15 protein-coding genes are annotated in these 16,922 nt (G+C 45.3%); 4 read left to right on the top strand and 11 right to left on the bottom strand.

Annotated elements, in window-relative coordinates; translation table 11 throughout:
- Nucleotides 1-326: 326 nt before the first annotated feature.
- Nucleotides 327-3,260 (bottom strand): copper-exporting P-type ATPase CopA, encoded by a 2,934-nt coding sequence (gene copA / locus AABS66_RS12780; RefSeq protein ID WP_430224996.1) that lies wholly within the window; start codon nucleotides 3,258-3,260, stop codon nucleotides 327-329.
- A 119-nt stretch (nucleotides 3,261-3,379) separates the two neighbouring features.
- Here copA and cueR point away from each other — a divergent pair, with 119 nt between their 5' ends.
- Nucleotides 3,380-3,790, top strand: coding sequence for a Cu(I)-responsive transcriptional regulator (cueR, locus tag AABS66_RS12775; RefSeq protein ID WP_206082911.1), 411 nt, complete (start codon nucleotides 3,380-3,382; stop codon nucleotides 3,788-3,790).
- Here cueR and AABS66_RS12770 read toward each other — a convergent pair.
- From AABS66_RS12770 to tesA, 5 genes are all read right to left on the bottom strand, one after another.
- Nucleotides 3,744-4,223 (bottom strand): NfeD family protein, encoded by a 480-nt coding sequence (locus AABS66_RS12770; protein ID WP_272681247.1) that lies wholly within the window; start codon nucleotides 4,221-4,223, stop codon nucleotides 3,744-3,746. The genes cueR and AABS66_RS12770 overlap by 47 nt on opposite strands.
- Nucleotides 4,220-5,155: an SPFH domain-containing protein gene (locus AABS66_RS12765; RefSeq protein WP_206082909.1), complete on the bottom strand. Its 936-nt coding sequence runs from the start codon at nucleotides 5,153-5,155 to the stop codon at nucleotides 4,220-4,222. The genes AABS66_RS12770 and AABS66_RS12765 overlap by 4 nt, the downstream gene beginning before the upstream one ends.
- Before the next feature lie 13 nt (nucleotides 5,156-5,168).
- Nucleotides 5,169-6,029: a co-chaperone YbbN gene (locus AABS66_RS12760; protein WP_206082908.1), complete on the bottom strand. Its 861-nt coding sequence runs from the start codon at nucleotides 6,027-6,029 to the stop codon at nucleotides 5,169-5,171.
- 59 nt (nucleotides 6,030-6,088) lie between these two features.
- Entirely contained in the window at nucleotides 6,089-6,892 is an 804-nt protein-coding gene (locus AABS66_RS12755; protein ID WP_272539452.1) for an SDR family oxidoreductase, read from the bottom strand.
- Between the two features lie 77 nt (nucleotides 6,893-6,969).
- Nucleotides 6,970-7,611 carry a multifunctional acyl-CoA thioesterase I/protease I/lysophospholipase L1 gene (gene tesA / locus AABS66_RS12750; RefSeq protein WP_430224995.1) on the bottom strand — a complete coding sequence of 214 codons (642 nt, stop codon included), beginning with the start codon at nucleotides 7,609-7,611 and terminating at the stop codon, nucleotides 6,970-6,972.
- Between tesA and ybbA the strand changes: the two genes are divergently transcribed.
- The 3 genes from ybbA (at nucleotide 7,579) to AABS66_RS12735 (ending at nucleotide 12,232) form a co-directional block, all read left to right on the top strand.
- The gene (gene ybbA / locus AABS66_RS12745) at nucleotides 7,579-8,265 is read left to right on the top strand and encodes a putative ABC transporter ATP-binding protein YbbA (protein WP_206082905.1); all 687 of its coding nucleotides are present in this window, start codon (nucleotides 7,579-7,581) and stop codon (nucleotides 8,263-8,265) included. The genes tesA and ybbA overlap by 33 nt on opposite strands.
- A complete protein-coding gene (gene ybbP / locus AABS66_RS12740) occupies nucleotides 8,262-10,709 on the top strand; it encodes a putative ABC transporter permease subunit YbbP (RefSeq protein ID WP_272539451.1) in 2,448 nt (815 codons plus the stop codon). Before ybbA ends, ybbP begins: the two co-directional genes overlap by 4 nt.
- Nucleotides 10,710-10,849: 140 nt before the next feature.
- Entirely contained in the window at nucleotides 10,850-12,232 is a 1,383-nt protein-coding gene (locus AABS66_RS12735; RefSeq protein WP_349415649.1) for an esterase-like activity of phytase family protein, read from the top strand.
- 128 nt (nucleotides 12,233-12,360) lie between these two features.
- Here AABS66_RS12735 and AABS66_RS12730 read toward each other — a convergent pair whose 3' ends face one another.
- From AABS66_RS12730 to ppiB, 5 genes are all read right to left on the bottom strand, one after another.
- The gene (locus AABS66_RS12730; RefSeq protein WP_430225002.1) at nucleotides 12,361-13,599 is read right to left on the bottom strand and encodes a CynX/NimT family MFS transporter; all 1,239 of its coding nucleotides are present in this window, start codon (nucleotides 13,597-13,599) and stop codon (nucleotides 12,361-12,363) included.
- A 116-nt stretch (nucleotides 13,600-13,715) separates the two neighbouring features.
- Nucleotides 13,716-14,798, bottom strand: a complete 1,083-nt coding sequence (purK, locus tag AABS66_RS12725) for a 5-(carboxyamino)imidazole ribonucleotide synthase (protein ID WP_206082898.1) — start codon at nucleotides 14,796-14,798, stop codon at nucleotides 13,716-13,718.
- Nucleotides 14,798-15,313, bottom strand: a complete 516-nt coding sequence (gene purE, locus AABS66_RS12720; RefSeq protein ID WP_206082897.1) for a 5-(carboxyamino)imidazole ribonucleotide mutase — start codon at nucleotides 15,311-15,313, stop codon at nucleotides 14,798-14,800. The genes purK and purE overlap by 1 nt, the downstream gene beginning before the upstream one ends.
- Before the next feature lie 149 nt (nucleotides 15,314-15,462).
- Complete coding sequence (gene lpxH / locus AABS66_RS12715; protein WP_430224994.1) at nucleotides 15,463-16,188, bottom strand: UDP-2,3-diacylglucosamine diphosphatase; 726 nt, start codon at nucleotides 16,186-16,188, stop codon at nucleotides 15,463-15,465.
- Nucleotides 16,189-16,198: 10 nt separating this feature from the next.
- Nucleotides 16,199-16,693, bottom strand: a complete 495-nt coding sequence (gene ppiB / locus AABS66_RS12710) for a peptidylprolyl isomerase B (RefSeq protein WP_047756161.1) — start codon at nucleotides 16,691-16,693, stop codon at nucleotides 16,199-16,201.
- Nucleotides 16,694-16,922 lie beyond the last annotated feature (229 nt).

The raw sequence follows: 16,922 nt of genomic DNA, 5'->3' as shown, positions 1-16,922 counted from the left end.
AGTAGCTAATTATTTAATAGTATAGACCTAGCCGACGAGAAAGGGCATCAAAGATCGTGCGATTTAAATAATAAAATCTTGGAAGGCAAATACTTAGCATATTTTGATGATTGAAATAAGACGAGAAAGGGTGAGAGAGGCTCTCACCCTTCAGACTGCTGACAAACCGATTAGGTTTGACTGCAGGTTGGATTGGTTTTGAAAATAGTCGAGGAAAATCAATTCATTGATTTTCGGCTGATAACACAAAGCAGGAAAAACCACGCTTTTATCCTGCTTTGTCAACAACCTCAAGGGTGAGAGAGGCCCCCACCCTTTTTTAAAGGTTATTTTTCAGGCTTAAAACGTAATAGACGGTTTGCGTTACTCACTACAGTGATAGAGGAGAGCGCCATTGCTGCTCCTGCAACTACTGGGTTAAGTAAAGTCCCTGTGAGTGGGTATAAAATACCAGCAGCAATTGGGATCCCCAGCGTGTTATATATAAAGGCACCAAATAGGTTTTGCTTCATATTGCGCAGCGTCCCTTTTGAGATAGAAACCGCATCAGCAACCCCGTGTAAGCTTTGACGCATCAAGGTGATAGATGCTGTTTCAATGGCGATATCACTACCGCCGCCCATCGCAATACCCACATCAGCACGGGCAAGTGCAGGGGCATCATTGATGCCATCACCGACCATCGCTACTTTATGACCTTTCGCTTGCAGGGCTTCAATTGCGGCTGATTTACCATCAGGCATGACGCCAGCAATCACTTCATCAATACCCGCTTCTTTAGCGATAGCATTGGCGGTGACTGGATTATCCCCTGTTAACATCACCAAGCGGAAGCCTTGTTTATGTAAGCGAGCAAGAGCACTGATGCTGTCTTCACGCAATGGGTCACGAATAGATAACAACGCAGCGACTTTCCCTTCAACGGCCAACAGTACAGGGGTCACCCCTTGAGAGGCTTGCTGATGCAGAATACCGTCGACATCTGTGGTATCCACACTGCTTTGCGCTAACAGCTTTTGGTTACCTAACAAAATGGTTTTACCATCAATAATTGCGCTTACACCTAAGCCTGCTAATGTTCTAAATTGCTCATTAGCGGGTAAGGTTAAGCCTTTCGCTTTTGCTAAGACAGCACGCGCTAATGGGTGGTTTGAACCATTTTCCAACGATGCTGCGAGCTGCAATGCGCCGTCCTGATCAAAACCATTAAATACGTGGATGTCGGTAACTTGAGGCATACCTTCGGTCAATGTACCTGTTTTATCAAAGACGATAGTGTCCAGTTCGCTAGCTTGCTGAAGGGCATCCGCATCACGGACTAACACCCCGAACTCAGCTGCACGACCGACACCTGAAATTATCGACATCGGCGTTGCTAATCCTAAAGCACATGGACAGGCAATGATTAACACAGTTGTGGTGATAACCAAGGCATAAGTAATTTGTGGCGCAGGGCCAATAAAGTACCAGATAGCCCCCGAAATCAATGCAATAGCAACAACTACAGGGACAAATACTGCCGAAATTTTATCCGCCATTTGGCCAATTTGCGGTTTACTACTTTGTGCTTGACGAACAAGGTGAATAATTCGCGCTAATGTGGTTTGGCTTCCCACTGCCGCGGCGCGAAAGAGTACCGTACCATCTTGCACGACAGTACCTGCATGTACAGGGTCACCTTTACTTTTTTGTTGCGGGATAGGTTCACCTGTCAGCATCGCTTCGTCTAGCCAAACTTCCCCTTCGATGATTTCCCCATCGACAGGTACGCGGTCACCCGTCGCTAAGCGTAAGATCATGCCTTTTTTAACCTGCTCCAATGGCATGTCAACTTCGCCTTGTTCCGTCACAACACGTGCAGTTGGCGGTGTTAAATCTAACAACCTTTCAAGGGCTTTGGAGGAACGTTGGCGTGCCCGTTGCTCTAAAGCGTGGCCAAGGTTAATCAGACCGATGATCATCGCACTGGCTTCGTAATAAAGGTGGCGAGCTTGGTCAGGGAACCATTCAGGCCAAATATTAACGACGATAGAGTAGAGCCATGCAGCTCCTGTACCCAGTGCAACCAAGGTATCCATAGTGGCACTGCCATTTTTTAAACTTTGCCATGCACTGCGATAAAAATGCCCACCTGCGAACACCATTACTAGGAAGGTTAATACCCCAATGGTAAGCCATGTGGTGTGATTTTGCTCAGTCAGCACCATATTATCGCCCATCATTCCCCATACCATGACAGGGATACCAAGGGCTAAGGCTAAGGCTGATTGCCAACGGAAACGGCGCATATTGGCTTGAGCAACTTCTTGCTGGCGTTCACGGCGTTTGGCTTCATCTTGAATGATTTCAGCACCATAACCCGCTTTAACCACGGCATTAATCAGGTCATTGGGATCTGCAGTTCCTGTGACTAATGCGCTACGCTCGGCTAAATTAACGCGTGCGTTTTCCACACCGGGGACGCCGCTGAGTGCTTTTTGTACTTTATTCACACAGCTGGCACAGGTCATGCCATCAAGCAGTAACTGCACACTGTCATCCGTTGGGGGGATGTCAGGCTGTTCACCTAAATCTGACTCTTGTGCCGGAATGTCACAAATTGCCGCTGAATCAGCATCCGGCTGTTCAGTTTGGGTGGTCAGCGGCTCAGTTTTTGGGTGAGATTCACCTTCTGTAGCTTGGTAGCCAGCGGCTTCGACGGCAGCAATCAATGCCGAAACTGATGCAGAACCTTGTACAACCGCAGACGTTGTATCCACTTGTGCGCTTTCTACACCGTCAACAGCTTCGAGTGCTTGTTGGGTTTTCGCCGCACATTTCATGCAGCTTAATCCTGAAAGGGATAACGTCACCTCATTGGGCTGCGGCAACTGGGCCTTAAAGCCTGCTTGTTCAACCGCAGCGATTAAGGTTTGTGCATCAGCAGAGCCATACACTTTTGCCTGAGTTGTGCTAACAACCGCAGCGGCAACACCTTCAACCTCTTCAAGGGCTTTTTGGGTTTTGCCTGCACATTTCATGCAATTTAAACCCGAAAGCTGCAATTCGACATCAGGTGTTGATGCAACTTCGGCTTCATAGCCAGCTTCAGTAATCGTGTTGATGATATCAGCAACATTGGTATCACTTTCTAATGTCGCATAATCGATAGTGACGTTTAAATTTATCACATCACCGCGAGCTTCTAATGCTTTAGTGACTGAGCCGACACAGTGCATGCAGCTTAGTCCCTGTAATTTTAGGATAGTTTTGTTACTCATTTTGCAGCCTCCGAACCCGTTCGATGAATTGGGTCTATAACTTTATCGACAATTAGGTCTATAATTCGACAATGAGCAAAGGTTACACCTTCCAGCAAGGTTAAGGTCAAGGGGTTATTATGAATATTAGTGAAATTGCCAAAAAAACAGGCCTAACTGCAAAAGCAATCCGTTTTTATGAAGATAAAGGGCTGATTACGCCACCTGAAAGAGGGGAGAATAGCTACCGCTATTACCAAGAACGGCATTTAAACGAATTGATATTGCTAAAACAAGCGAAGGATGTTGGCTTTACCTTGGATGAATGCGGTGAACTGCTTGGGCTGTTTCGTAATCCAACCAGACACAGTGCTGATGTGAAAAGCACGACCATTGCTAAGATAAATGAAATAGAGCAGACAATTTTTAAACTGTCTGCAATCCGCGATACATTACAGGAGCTGGTGGATGTGTGCCCAGGGGATGATGGCGCTAACTGCCCAATTATTGACCACCTGGCACGTGGCTGTTGCCATCACCAGAAGGTTTAACTTGTAATGTAATGCCATCAACGGCGATGACCACTACTTCAGTATTAGCAAGAAGTGGGACATCGCTGAAAACCCGCCAGCTGCCATCAGCAAGGCGAACACGGCTAAAGCCTTCTTCGGTATCCGTTAACAAACGCGCTTTAACCCCCACAAGCTGGTGGCTGATTTGATTGACATCGTCAGCTTTGCTTTTTTTACGGCCGCTTAACCATTTGCGCCATAACACGGCAGAAACAAGGGTAAAGACGGCAAATAAAATCCCTTGCCACTCCCAATTTAGGAAGGGTAAAGCCCAAGTCAATAAACCGACGGCGACAGCGGCAATCCCCGACCAAAGCAAATAGCCACCTGTGCCGAGTAACTCAGCAATCAGCAATAGCCCACCGAGGCACAGCCAAAACCATGCGGGTTGAGCGCTGATAAGCTCTATCATTCTTTCGCCTTTTGTGTTGTTTTTTTGCTTTCGCTAATGAGTTCGGTAATACCGCCGATCGCGCCCATTAAATTGCTGGCTTCTAATGGCATCATAATCACTTTGCTATTTTGAGCCGAGCCAATACTGGTTAACGCATCTGTGTATTTCTGTGCCACGAAGTAGTTAATGGCTTGCATATCCCCAGCGGCAATTGCTTCAGATACCATTTGGGTTGCTCTCGCTTCAGCTTCTGCAGCCCTTTCACGCGCTTCAGCTTGTAAGAAAGCAGATTGTCTTTCCCCTTCGGCTTTTAAAATTTGTGATTGTTTTTCACCTTCCGCTTTAAGGATTGCCGCTTGACGAATACCTTCCGCTTCTAAAATATCGGCACGTTTTGTTCGTTCCGCTTTCATCTGCGCATTCATCGCGCTGATAAGTTCTTTTGGCGGTTTCACATCACGAATTTCAATACGGGTGATTTTCACACCCCATGGGTTAGTTGCTTCATCCACCACATGCAATAAGCGGGAGTTGATCGAATCTCGTTGAGACAGCATTTCATCAAGTTCCATAGACCCTAACACGGTACGAATATTGGTCATTGTCAGATTAAGCACGGACAGTTCTAAATTACTGACTTCATAAGCAGCACGAACAGGGTCAACCACTTGAATAAAGCACACGGCATCAATAGTGACGTTGGCGTTATCCCGTGAAATAACTTCTTGTGATGGGATATCAAGGACTTGTTCCATCATATTGATACGACGGCCGATTTTGTCCATAAATGGCACAATGATATGCAGCCCAGGTTGTAATGTACGGGTGTAACGCCCAAAACGTTCAACTGTCCATTGAAAACCCTGCGGTACTGTTTTAACGCAGGTGAAAACAATAACGATGGCTACAAAAATAATAATCGGAATGGCACCAAAGGCGAACAAGTCCATATCTAACCCTTAATTAATAAAGTAATGAATACATTTGGCGGCGATATTTACTCGCAATCGCATCGCCAGTACCCATGGCGGACATAATATCCATCATGGTTTTTTTCACAGCACCGTCACCCGCACCTAAATCTTTACGTAAGAAGCTAAATAACATTTCAAGGGCTTCTTCATTACGGTTCACTTCATGTAATTTTAGTGCTAATTGAACGGCTAACGTGGTATTTTGCGGATCTTGATTAAATTCGTCCTGTAATTGTTGAATTTCAGGGGTATCCGCTGCTTGTTTTAACAACTCAATTTGTGCAATCAGCCCTTGATAACGACTGTCTTTGTCTTGTAATGGCACCACATCTAAGGTGGTTTGTGCATCATCGACGAGTTTTAGGTTAATTTGCGTTTCTGCCAATAACAGCGTGATATCGCTATTTTTCGGGTTTAGTTGATGAGCTTCTTTCAGCAGAGGCAACGCTTCTTGTGTTTTACCTTCCGCTATTAATTCAGCCGCTTGTGCCGCTTTCAACTCTTCAGGGCTTGGTAGAACACGAGATAAAATCTCTAACACGACCTCTTCCGGTTGCGGCCCTTCAAAGCCATCAACGGGTCGGCCATTTTGCAGGACATATACCGTTGGGATGGCTTTTAAGCCAAACTGGCTGGCAATCATTTGTTCTTCGTCACAGTTAACTTTAGCTAAGATATATAAACCTGCGTAGTCGTTGGCAATTTTTTCCAACATTGAGCCAAACTCTTGGCAATGAGGGCTACGAGGTGACCAAAAGTAAAACATGACGGGTAAGTTCATTGATTGTTCAATGACTTGATGAAGATTAGTTTCGTTAATATCAATAATTTGTGCGTTATTCGCAAACATAGGGTATCTCTTTTGAATGAGTTAGCATTAATAGTAGAGTGGGGCTTAATTTGCTTTTTTCAAGCCTTTTTTCCCTGATTTGCCAGTATTCTATCCATCAGTTTGTCAGGTAAAACACGTTTAAGCACTCGGACTGCCACTGTTAAAAGCGTGACAGAATAACGCACGCGTGGGCGTGGGCTTTCTAACGCATGGATAAGCTTTTCCACCACATGCTCTGGGGTTAAGGTAAAGCGCGAGGCGATCCCTGGGTTTTTAACAGGTTTATCTTTTTGAGTTTGTTCAACATTTTGAGTGAATGCCGTGTGAATTGGCCCTGGCTCAATCAAACTCACGAAAACACCACTGCCTTTTAGCTCTAACCGTAAGGCATCTGACCAACCTTCCAAGGCATATTTGCTCGCGGCATAAGCACCACGACCTGGGGTAGAGATAATGCCCATCACCGAACTGGTTTGCACAATGCGCCCTTCATGGTGTGCTAGCATGGCGGGTAGCAGTTGGAAGGTCAATTGGTGCACGCCGAAAAAGTTTGTGGAAAACTGGGCTTCGAGTTGTTCCCGACTAACACTGTTCAATGGCCCATAAACCCCAAAACCCGCATTGTTGAATAATCCGAAAAGTCGGTGATTACAGAGTGTTAACACCTCTTTTGCCGCTGTATCTATGCTATTCTTATCATCAAGGTCGAGAGCAACTGTATCAAAGCCAAGGTCTCTTAAGCGGAAGATATCGCTCTCTTTGCGACAGGCGACAATCACATGGTAGCCCCGTTGGCGCAGAGTTTGGGCAGCACAAAAGCCTATACCGCTTGATGCTCCAGTGATCAGAACCGATTTTCCGTTTCGTGCGGATGTTTGCATAACTTTACCTTCATTTCATGCAACTGAATTTATTTCGCGTATAAAGAGCCCTTTATCGCGTTTGTTTACCGTCTATTTTACTTGTTTGAGGGTAAAATATGTGTGGAAAGTTGTTTTTCCATAAAGTCAGCAATGGATGACTGTGCTTCAACCGTCGGGTGAATCCCATCTTGTTGTATCCACTCAGGCTTAGTGATAACGGTTTCCATGTAAAAAGGCAGTAACGGAATTTGATTGCTATCCGCCAGTTTCGGGTACACTTTTTCAAAGCTTGTTGTATAACGTTTTCCATAATTTGGTGGAATACGAATTTGCATTAAGAGCGGTTTTGCACCCGATTGCACGATTTGGTCGATTATTTGCTGTAAATTAGTTTCCAGTTGTTCGACAGGTAAGCCTTGCAGACCATCGTTAGCACCTAACTCGATCAGCACCCAGCTCGGTTTATTTTGTTCCAATAAGGTAGAAAGGCGTTCCAGCCCTTGTGCTGATGTATTGCCACTAATGCTGCCATTGACCACCTCAATAGGCGGAGACAGTTTCTGCCAGCGGTTGGCAAGCAAAGAAGCCCACGCCTGCTCAGCGGGTAAACGGTAGCCTGCACTTAGGCTATCACCTAAGATCAATAGCTTAGTTGACGCAAGGGCGTGTCCACTTGCAGTCAGTAACAGGAGAAAAACCAATATATGTCGGCGAATAATATTCTTGAAGTTCATCATCTCATTAAACGTGTTGGTCAAGGTGAACATGAACTGACTATATTGCAAGGTGTTGAGCTAATTGTCGAGTCTGGTCAAACAATTGCTTTAATTGGCGAGTCAGGATCGGGGAAATCAACTCTGCTTGGGATCATTGCGGGCTTAGATGACGGTACGTGTGGCTCGGTCAATTTATTGGGGCAAGACCTGACCCGCATGGATGAAGAGGAACGAGCTCGTTTGCGCGCGCAAAGCGTGGGGTTTGTGTTCCAATCGTTTATGTTAATCCCTACATTAAATGCGATTGAAAACGTGCAGCTACCTTCCTTGTTGCGTGGAGAGCCAGAGTCATCTAGCCACCAACATGCCGCTGAATTACTGACTGATTTAGGCTTGAAAGATCGCATGAAGCATATGCCGCCACAACTTTCTGGTGGCGAACAACAGCGTGTGGCACTGGCACGCGCATTTAACGGTCGTCCACAAATTTTATTTGCCGATGAGCCGACAGGTAACCTTGATAGACAGACTGGGGATAAAATAGCGGACTTGCTGTTTGCCATGAACAAAGAACATGGTACTACGCTGATTTTAGTTACACACGATAACGAACTCGCTGCACGTTGTCAGCGTCGCTTACGCTTGGTTGATGGACAACTGAGGGAAGAAGCATGATTTGGCGTTGGTTTTGGCGTGAATGGAAAACGCCGTCATTATTGATTGTCTGGTTAGCACTCACTCTCGCCGTTGCCTGTGTTTTAGCGTTAGGGCGCATTAGTGATCGTATCGAAAACAGCATGAGCTACCAAAGCCGTGAGCTACTTGCAGGGGATCTGGTTCTGCGTTCCTCACACCCGAGCGAGCCCGCTTGGTTGCAAGAGGCACAAAAAGACGGGTTAAAACTGAGCCAGCAGATATCATTTTCGACGATGGCCTATGCAACGGAAGATGAAGATGCCCGCCCACAGCTGGTGTTAGTCAAAGCCGCCGACAAGGCTTATCCGCTGTATGGCGAGTTAGTTACAGAACCTGAAGGGTTAGTACCAAACCAAGGGGAGGTGTTAGTGGCACCTCGCTTATTAGAGTTATTGAACCTGAATATTGGCGATAATATTGATATCGGCGATGCGACGTTAAAGGTTTCGGGGAAATTACTCCAAGAGCCCGATAGTGGCTTCAATCCATTCCAAATTGCCCCTCGAGTATTAATTGCGATTGAAGATGCACCGTTAACGGGGGCGATTCAGTTAGGTAGCCGTTTAACCTATCGCGATATGTTCGCGGGTGATAGCCAAGTTATTGATGCATTTAAGCAAAAGTTTGATAAAGAACTGCGCAATGACCAGCGATGGTATACCTTAAGTGAAGACAATGGCGCGGTGGGGAAAACTTTCCAACGTGCTCAGCAATTTTTGTTGTTATCCGTATTATTAACCTTATTACTGGCGATTGCAGCTGTTGTGGTTTCTATGACCCACTATTGCCGTAGCCGCCACCAGCTTATTGCGGTTCTAAAAACACTTGGGGCTGGGCGCAGTGCGCTGCGTAAATGGATCATTGGCCAGTGGTTGGTCATTTTAGTGGCAGCGGCGTTATTAGGTTCGTTATTAGGGCTAGCCTTTGAAGGCATTTTGATGCAAATTCTAGGCGCAATGCTGCCAAAAGAATTGCCTCCTGCTAGCCTAATGCCTTGGGTCTGGGCGATAGGGACATTGTTTATCATTGCCATTATTGTAGGCAGCCGTCCTTATTACCAATTGATGGCGACCCAACCTTCTCGTGTGTTACGTGAAGATGCAAAATCCCCAGTATGGCCGCTGCATTATTATCTCCCTGTGGTTATATTAATTGTCGTGGGCGGGTTATTTATTTTTGCGGGAGTAAACCCCCTGTTATGGTCGATTCTTGCAGGGATTGTTGTCGTGGCGATTCTATTGGCTTTAATTGGTTGGGTCGGGCTTTGGGGGCTGCGCCATATTAAATTTCGCCAGCTGAGTTTACGCCTTTCGGTCAGCCGCTTGTTGCGCCAACCGTTGCAAACTATCACCCAAATGAGCGCCTTTTCGCTCTCGTTTATGTTACTGGCATTATTAATTTTAGTTCGGGGTGATTTACTTGACCGCTGGCAGCAGCAATTGCCAGCAGATAGCCCGAACTATTTCTTGATTAACATGAACCAATCACAGCTTAAACCTGTGACTGAGTTACTGGCACAGTATCAAGTGAAGCCAACGGAATTCAATCCTGTGGTTTTAGCGCGTTTAACCGATATTAATGACCAGTCAGCGATTGAATGGGCCGATAAACGTGACCCAAATAATAATACGGTACGGCGTGAATTAAGCTTAACGTGGCAATCTCAATTGGCCCCTGCGAATATCGTGAATGAAGGCACGTGGCCGCCGAAAGCGGGGGAGGTTTCCATTGAACAAACCGTGGTGAAAGAGCTAGGGTTAAAACTGGGGGATAAACTGACATTTAACGCAGGAGCTCAAGTTTTTACGGCGACGGTAAGCAGCATCCGCACTGTGGATTGGGAAAGTTTACGACCGAATTTTTATTTTATTTTTTCGGAAGAAAGCTTGTCGAAAATGCCAGCAACATGGCTGAGTAGTTTCCATTATGAGGGGGACGGCCAGTTATTGACGCAACTTAGCCGCCATTACCCAACCATAAATGTGCTGGATACAGGGGCGATCATTACACAGATTCAGCAAATCCTTCAGCAAGTCAGCCAAGCTCTTGAAGTGATGGTCGTCTTAGTGATTTTCTGTGGCTTGCTGTTATTGTTGGCACAGATTCAAGTGGGAATGAGCCAACGTGAGCGCGAACTGGTGGTCTATCGCACCTTAGGTGCGAGCAGAAAGCTGATGCGCAGAACATTATGGAGCGAGTTTGCATTACTTGGCTTAATGGCAGGCCTTGCTGCGGCCTTTGGTGCTGAAATTGCCTTGTGGTTATTGCAAAGTAAAGTGTTTGATTTTCCATGGCAACCTGAATGGCGTATGTGGCTATTATTACCACTGTGCGCAGCTATTTTGTTGTCGATTTGTGGGGGATGGCTAGGTCTTCGCTTATTAGGAACAGGCAGCCAGCACCGTCGATTACCCAATGGATGATTAATTTATAGGGAATAATTGGGCGTGAAATTATTTACGCCCAATTAAAATAACTGTCTTGAATCCTTCACAAAATCGTCATTTACTCAGGTTATGATTCCGCCGTCGATTATTGATAGCCTTAAAATGGAAACATAACCATGCAGCATAAAAATTCAATTACACACCCAATTAAACAGACGTTGGGTTCATTTTCTTTACTGGCAAGTTTGATTTCATTTAGCTTCTCAGGGTTTGCTCAACAAGAAGTGCCTGCCACATTAATGGGGCATTCCATTCTTTCCGTTGATTCCACCGTTTCAGCGCCACAAAATGCGCCTGCAGACCTTCAAGTGAGCGGAAAATTCACCACTGGCACACGCGTTGACACTCTCGGCAAAGTCGAAGGAAAATCCGCTGATCGTCCAACGGGGAAACACATTCCAATCAAAGGGCAGCCATTGCAAGGCCATTCAGGAATTAAACGGATGGGGGATGGCACCTATTGGGTGTTAACGGATAATGGGTTTGGTAATAAAGTGAATTCACCAGACTCTATGCTGTATGTGACGCAATACGATATTGATTTTAAATCAGGCAAAACAACACCACTCAAAACGGTTTTTTTCCATGACCCCGACAGAATCATTCCTTTTCACATTATTAATGAGAGCACAAAGGAACGTTACTTAACGGGCAGCGACTTCGACCCAGAAAGTTTTCAGTTTGCTAATGGTGCATTATGGGTAGGGGATGAATTTGGCCCATATCTGATAAAAATGGATTTGGATGGCAAAGTATTAGCCTTGTTTGAAACGCAGGTCGATGGCAAAAAAGTGGTTTCTCCAGACCATTATCAAGTCACCACACCAGGAAAACCAACAGATAAAGTCACCTTCCAAGTGAATCGCTCAAAAGGGTTTGAAGGTATGGCTTCCTCACCAGACGGTTCAAAACTGTACCCAATGCTTGAAGGGGCAATTTGGGTTGATGAAAAACAAGATTATGAAAATGTGGATGGTAAACGCGCTGCACGCATTCTTGAGTTTGATGTAAAAAAACAAGATTGGACAGGCAGAAGCTGGCTATATGTGTTCGAAGATAACCAAAATGCTATCGGCGATTTTAATTTAATCGATGACACTCATGGCCTAATCATCGAGCGTGATAATGGCGAGGGGACATCGGATAAAGCCTGTGCTGCAGGCAGTACGAACACGGAAAATTGCTTTAGTAATTTAGCGAAATTTAAGCGTGTATACCGTATTGAGTTTTCAGATAAAAACGTCGGTGAAGCGGTTGATAAGCAGGCGTACATTGATTTAATGAATATTAAAGACCCAAATAGTCAAGCAAGAAAGCCACTGAATGACGGGGTATTTACCTTTCCATTCTTTACGATTGAGAATGTGGATGTGGTCGACGGTGAACATATCATTGTCGGGAATGACAATAACTACCCGTTCTCATCCAGCCGTGAGCCAAATCAAGCCGATGATAATGAATTTATTCTGTTGAAAGTCCCTGAATTGTTAAAGCCTTGATTGAATTTGTGCCACCTCATTCCAGTTTGTCGTGGCACAATGTGAAACGCATGTTTTGATCCAATATCTGGTCTTCTGATTATTTTTCCCTTGGTTTCAATCTTTCCCGAGCCTGTGCTCGGGATTTTTTATTTGGTATGGAGTGCGGGCGGTTTCATCATTAATGTTAAGCCGAGGATAACCACCACAGGGGCGGCAATGACTAAAAATGCAGGGGTGAAGCTACCTGTGTAGTCCTTGATCTCACCTGCGATAAATGGCGCTAAACAGGCGATAGTTGAAATCAAGTTAACCACAGAAAATAGCTCCAAATAGGGGCCACGACCAAAGTAGTTTGATAACAAAACACTTGATGCTAAGAACGTCATGCCGTAACCAATTCCTACGCACAAAACAAATAAAATTAACCAGAACCAAGAGCTTGCGATACTGAGGAAGATAACACCAAGCACCATGATAATTAAGCTGCCAATCAGCAGTTTTTTTGGCTCCAACCATTCTCCAGCTGCGCCGCCAATAAATCGTGAAAATGCATTAACAAAAGCCATTGTACTAAGTAATGAAACTGCAACGGTCATACCAAAACCACGTTCTTCGATATGGGCAACAGCAAAACTGTTAACGGTAATACCACACCATAGAAAAGAGGTATAGGTCGCTGCAATTAAATAGAACTGCCATGTGCGCAGTGCGCGTCCAACTGTCCACACTTCAGCTGTACGATAAATGGGTTTACTTGCATCACTGACTTGTTTTTGCATCACTTTCTTGGCATGTTCTTGCTCTTGTTTGCCTTCACGTAACATAAAGATAGTGATTAACGTGATGATGCTGAGGTAAATCGCACACAAAACCCAGTGCATGCGCCATGAGCCCAATTGGTTTGAAGCATAGAAATAAATCCATGGCCCTGCAACTCCGCCGAGCCCACCAATGGTGAAATACAAGCCAAAAGCGAGGGACTGTTTTTCAAATAATCGGGAAAGCACGTAAGTGCCAGGCACCGTGGCTAATAAGGTAAAACCGATACCAATCAAGGCTGTACCTAAGAAATATGTACTGATGGTGTTGGTGGAATACAGGCTATAAAACCCAGCGACAAAGACTAAGGTACCCAGCAGTAATGTGGCTCGCACGCCAACTTTACGGATCAGCAAAGAGGGTAAGAAACTGGCAAGCCCACAGGTCAAGCCCAATAAGGTAAAGCCAAAACCCGCTTCACTCCAGCTCCATTTTAGCTCGCTGATCATTTCTGGCAATACAACGCCTAAAGAGGTGAAAGTCGTGGCTGTGGCTAAAAAATAAACTAACCCTAATAGAATTAAAATACACCACTGATAAAACGGACTAAAATGCTGCGAGGACATAGTAACTCCAGTCATGCCGCACACCTTTAGTCAGGAGAATTATCATCTGGATGACGGCGAAAATAGCAAAATGCCCGAAAACAAGTTCGGGCATCGATTAAGGCTATTTTCCCTATTTATTGGTGAGAGTACCAGTCTAATTTTTCATTTGCCCACTCAATGCCACTTTTATACTCATTTGGTAAGAGTGGGATAAGTGCACTGAGCGTTTCGGTTAGCTGATTACAGTCACTGTGGGAGAGGTTTAAATGGCCAACTTTACGTGCTGGACGCACCTCTTTTTCATACCAATGCAAGTGAACTAGTGGCAAATTGAGCCAATCGATATTCACATCAGTGCCGATTAAGTTCACCATTACCGCAGGGCTGTATACTTCAGGGGATGGCATTGGTAGATTCAATATGGCACGCAAATGTAACTCAAATTGGCTGATTGATGCACCGTTTTGGGTCCAATGTCCGCTGTTATGTACGCGAGGGGCAATTTCGTTGATCAGCAGTTTATCGCCCACAACAAAGCATTCCATCGCCATCACACCAATATAGCCGAGCTCATCCATTACAGCGCTTAACATCGCTTGCGCTTGATCTTGCTGAGGATTGGTGGATTTCGGAAAAGCGACACTGGTGCGCAGGATACCTTCTTGGTGTAGATTGTGGGTGATAGGGTAAAAAACTGACTCCCCAGCAGCATTACGAGCACCAATCACCGAGACTTCAGCATCAAAAGGGATGCCTTGCTCTACAATGCACTCACCGTAAACTTCAGCGGGTAAACTGAGTTCGTCACCTGGGCGTACACGCCATTGGCCGCGCCCGTCATAGCCGCCTGTTCGGCGTTTGACTATCAGAAAATCACCCAGTGAGTCAAACAATTCAGGCCATTGCTCAGGGGATTCGAGCAGTACCCAAGGGGCGGTTGACAAATGTAAGCTATCAAACAGGCTTTTTTGTGGGAAGCGGTCAGCTAAACGCGGGAAAATATCGCGGTTAATAAAGGCATTGTGCCTAGCTAACTCTTTAGTCAAAGGCGTTTCAGGCCAACGCTCGATTTCAGCGGTGATCACGCTTTGTTGATAAGGAACTGCTTCAGGCTCTGCATCCAATCCGACAGGGAAAACGGCGATACCTAATGGTTCGCCAGCTTGGCGCAGCATGCGACCCAGTTGACCGTTGCCCAGTACGCAAACGGGTTTCATTACGCATCCCTCGGGTCTGGGTTATTGAGTACGTCGTTAGTTTGTATTTCACGCCAAGTGGATAAGCGATTAAAAACAGCGGTATCTGCAATGGCTAATACTTGCGCCGCTAACAGCGCGGCATTTGCTGCACCAGCTTTGCCAATGGCAAGCGTACCCACTGGGATGCCTTTTGGCATCTGAACGATGGAATATAAGCTATCAACACCACTGAGTGCCGCGCTTTGTACAGGAACACCAAAAACAGGCACTAAGGTTTTGGCCGCTATCATACCTGGTAGGTGGGCTGCACCACCTGCACCTGCAATGATCACATCAAAACCATTTTCTTTGGCGGTTTCGGCAAACGAAAACAGTTTATCGGGTGTACGGTGTGCAGAAACAATTTCGACGTGAAAAGGAATTTGGAGTTCGGTTAATACATCAGCAGCGTGCTGCATGGTCGTCCAATCACTTTTCGAACCCATAACAATGGCGATTTTTGCCGCAGATTGAGCAGAAGCTTGGGCAGTCATTTGGTGCTTTCCTGTATTGAAAAAAACGTCACCCGAAGGTGGAGAATTGAATTGAGTCGATCATATCATGACAAAGCAGCAAGGAAAACGTTTGCGTGATTAATAAGTAAGCAAACAGTCGCGTTTACGAGCAAGAACTTTCATGGGTATTATTCAAAGGGAAAGAAAATCAGTTCAATACCGTGTTCATTAATCACAAAGGCTGAGCCTTCATGATGCCATGCACCTAATACACCTCGGAAATGTAGCCTGCCATCAATATTGATTTCATGAATGGCTGGGCGGTGGGTATGGCCATGAATCATCCACTGCGCTTGGTGTCTTTGTAGCGCATTAACAACCGCTTGTGGATTAACATCCATGATAGACTCGGTTTTCATGCTACTGACGTACTGGCTATTTTTACGCATTTTCTGTGCTATTCGGCGGCGAATAAACAGAGGGAGCGTGAGAAAAATACGTTGTATCCAAGGCGTGTGAACTTTTTTACGGTAGTTTTGATAAGCCATATCATCAGTGCATAAGGTATCACCGTGTAGAATTAAAATGCGCTTATCATAAATATCGAGAACAGTTTCTTGGGGTAAAATCGTCATTCCACACTGCTTGGCATAGCGTTTACCAATTAAAAAATCACGGTTGCCATGTATAAAGTAACAAGGAATACCTTTGGCTGTGAGTTGTTTTAGCTCGTTCGCAACGCGCTGATGAAGCGGGTTATCATCATCATCGCCCACCCAATAATTGAAAAAATCACCGAGGATATACAGGCTATCGGCGTGGATGGCTCGTTGTTGAATAAAATTGATAAAACCGGCGGTGATCGCCGGTTCATTTTCACTCAAATGCAGATCTGCAATGATGTAAGTAGACATAGAGACAGGATTACTCGCTGACAGTCACTTTTTCGATCACCACATCTTCACGAGGAACGTCTTGGTGGAAACCGCTACGGCCAGTTGAAACGCCTTTGATTTTATCAACCACGTCCATACCTTCAACAACTTCAGCAAATACGCAGTAACCCCAACCATCTGGGCGCTCTGAACGGAAGTTTAAGAAGTCATTATCAACGACGTTGATAAAGAATTGTGCAGTAGCAGAGTGTGGGTCGTTAGTACGAGCCATTGCTAGTGTGCCACGGGTATTTTTTACACCGTTGTTTGCTTCGTTTTTAATAGGCGCTTTCGTGTTTTTTTGTTCCATGCCTGGCTCAAAACCACCGCCTTGGATCATGAAGCCGTTAATAACACGGTGGAAAATGGTATTATTGTAGAAACCTTCACGGCAGTAAGTTAAAAAGTTTTCGACTGTGACTGGCGCTTTATCGTCAAATGTTTTGATAACAATGTCGCCGTGATTGGTATGAAATGTAACCATAATAGCTATCCTGAATAATTGTTTTTTGTGCGCTATCTTGCGAAAGCGTTGAGATCTGCACGTTTATATCACAGATAAAACCTGACTTGAAGCGACAGTGCGTTTTGCAGGTGGTTTATAGCATAATAGGTGTGTATTAAATGCCTATTGAATCCAACAATAAAAGGCAGGGTAAACCCTTGCATTCTTAAGGTGATCGGGGTTCAATAACATGGTATTTTACCGATAG

The organism is Providencia sp. SP181, from assembly GCF_050446505.1.
Taxonomy (GTDB): domain Bacteria; phylum Pseudomonadota; class Gammaproteobacteria; order Enterobacterales; family Enterobacteriaceae; genus Providencia; species Providencia vermicola.
The sequence above is the reverse complement of the archived record's forward strand: the minus strand, read 5'-3'. Positions and strand labels throughout refer to the sequence as shown.

Coding starts and splice junctions, on each gene's coding strand:
- copA (WP_430224996.1), bottom strand. CDS start 3,260: ATGAGTAACAAAACTATCCTAAAATTACAGGGACTAAGCTGCATGCAC.
- cueR (WP_206082911.1), top strand. CDS start 3,380: ATGAATATTAGTGAAATTGCCAAAAAAACAGGCCTAACTGCAAAAGCA.
- AABS66_RS12770 (WP_272681247.1), bottom strand. CDS start 4,223: ATGATAGAGCTTATCAGCGCTCAACCCGCATGGTTTTGGCTGTGCCTC.
- AABS66_RS12765 (WP_206082909.1), bottom strand. CDS start 5,155: ATGGACTTGTTCGCCTTTGGTGCCATTCCGATTATTATTTTTGTAGCC.
- AABS66_RS12760 (WP_206082908.1), bottom strand. CDS start 6,029: ATGTTTGCGAATAACGCACAAATTATTGATATTAACGAAACTAATCTT.
- AABS66_RS12755 (WP_272539452.1), bottom strand. CDS start 6,892: ATGCAAACATCCGCACGAAACGGAAAATCGGTTCTGATCACTGGAGCA.
- ybbA (WP_206082905.1), top strand. CDS start 7,579: ATGTCGGCGAATAATATTCTTGAAGTTCATCATCTCATTAAACGTGTT.
- tesA (WP_430224995.1), bottom strand. CDS start 7,611: ATGATGAACTTCAAGAATATTATTCGCCGACATATATTGGTTTTTCTC.
- ybbP (WP_272539451.1), top strand. CDS start 8,262: ATGATTTGGCGTTGGTTTTGGCGTGAATGGAAAACGCCGTCATTATTG.
- AABS66_RS12735 (WP_349415649.1), top strand. CDS start 10,850: ATGCAGCATAAAAATTCAATTACACACCCAATTAAACAGACGTTGGGT.
- AABS66_RS12730 (WP_430225002.1), bottom strand. CDS start 13,599: ATGTCCTCGCAGCATTTTAGTCCGTTTTATCAGTGGTGTATTTTAATT.
- purK (WP_206082898.1), bottom strand. CDS start 14,798: ATGAAACCCGTTTGCGTACTGGGCAACGGTCAACTGGGTCGCATGCTG.
- purE (WP_206082897.1), bottom strand. CDS start 15,313: ATGACTGCCCAAGCTTCTGCTCAATCTGCGGCAAAAATCGCCATTGTT.
- lpxH (WP_430224994.1), bottom strand. CDS start 16,188: ATGTCTACTTACATCATTGCAGATCTGCATTTGAGTGAAAATGAACCG.
- ppiB (WP_047756161.1), bottom strand. CDS start 16,693: ATGGTTACATTTCATACCAATCACGGCGACATTGTTATCAAAACATTT.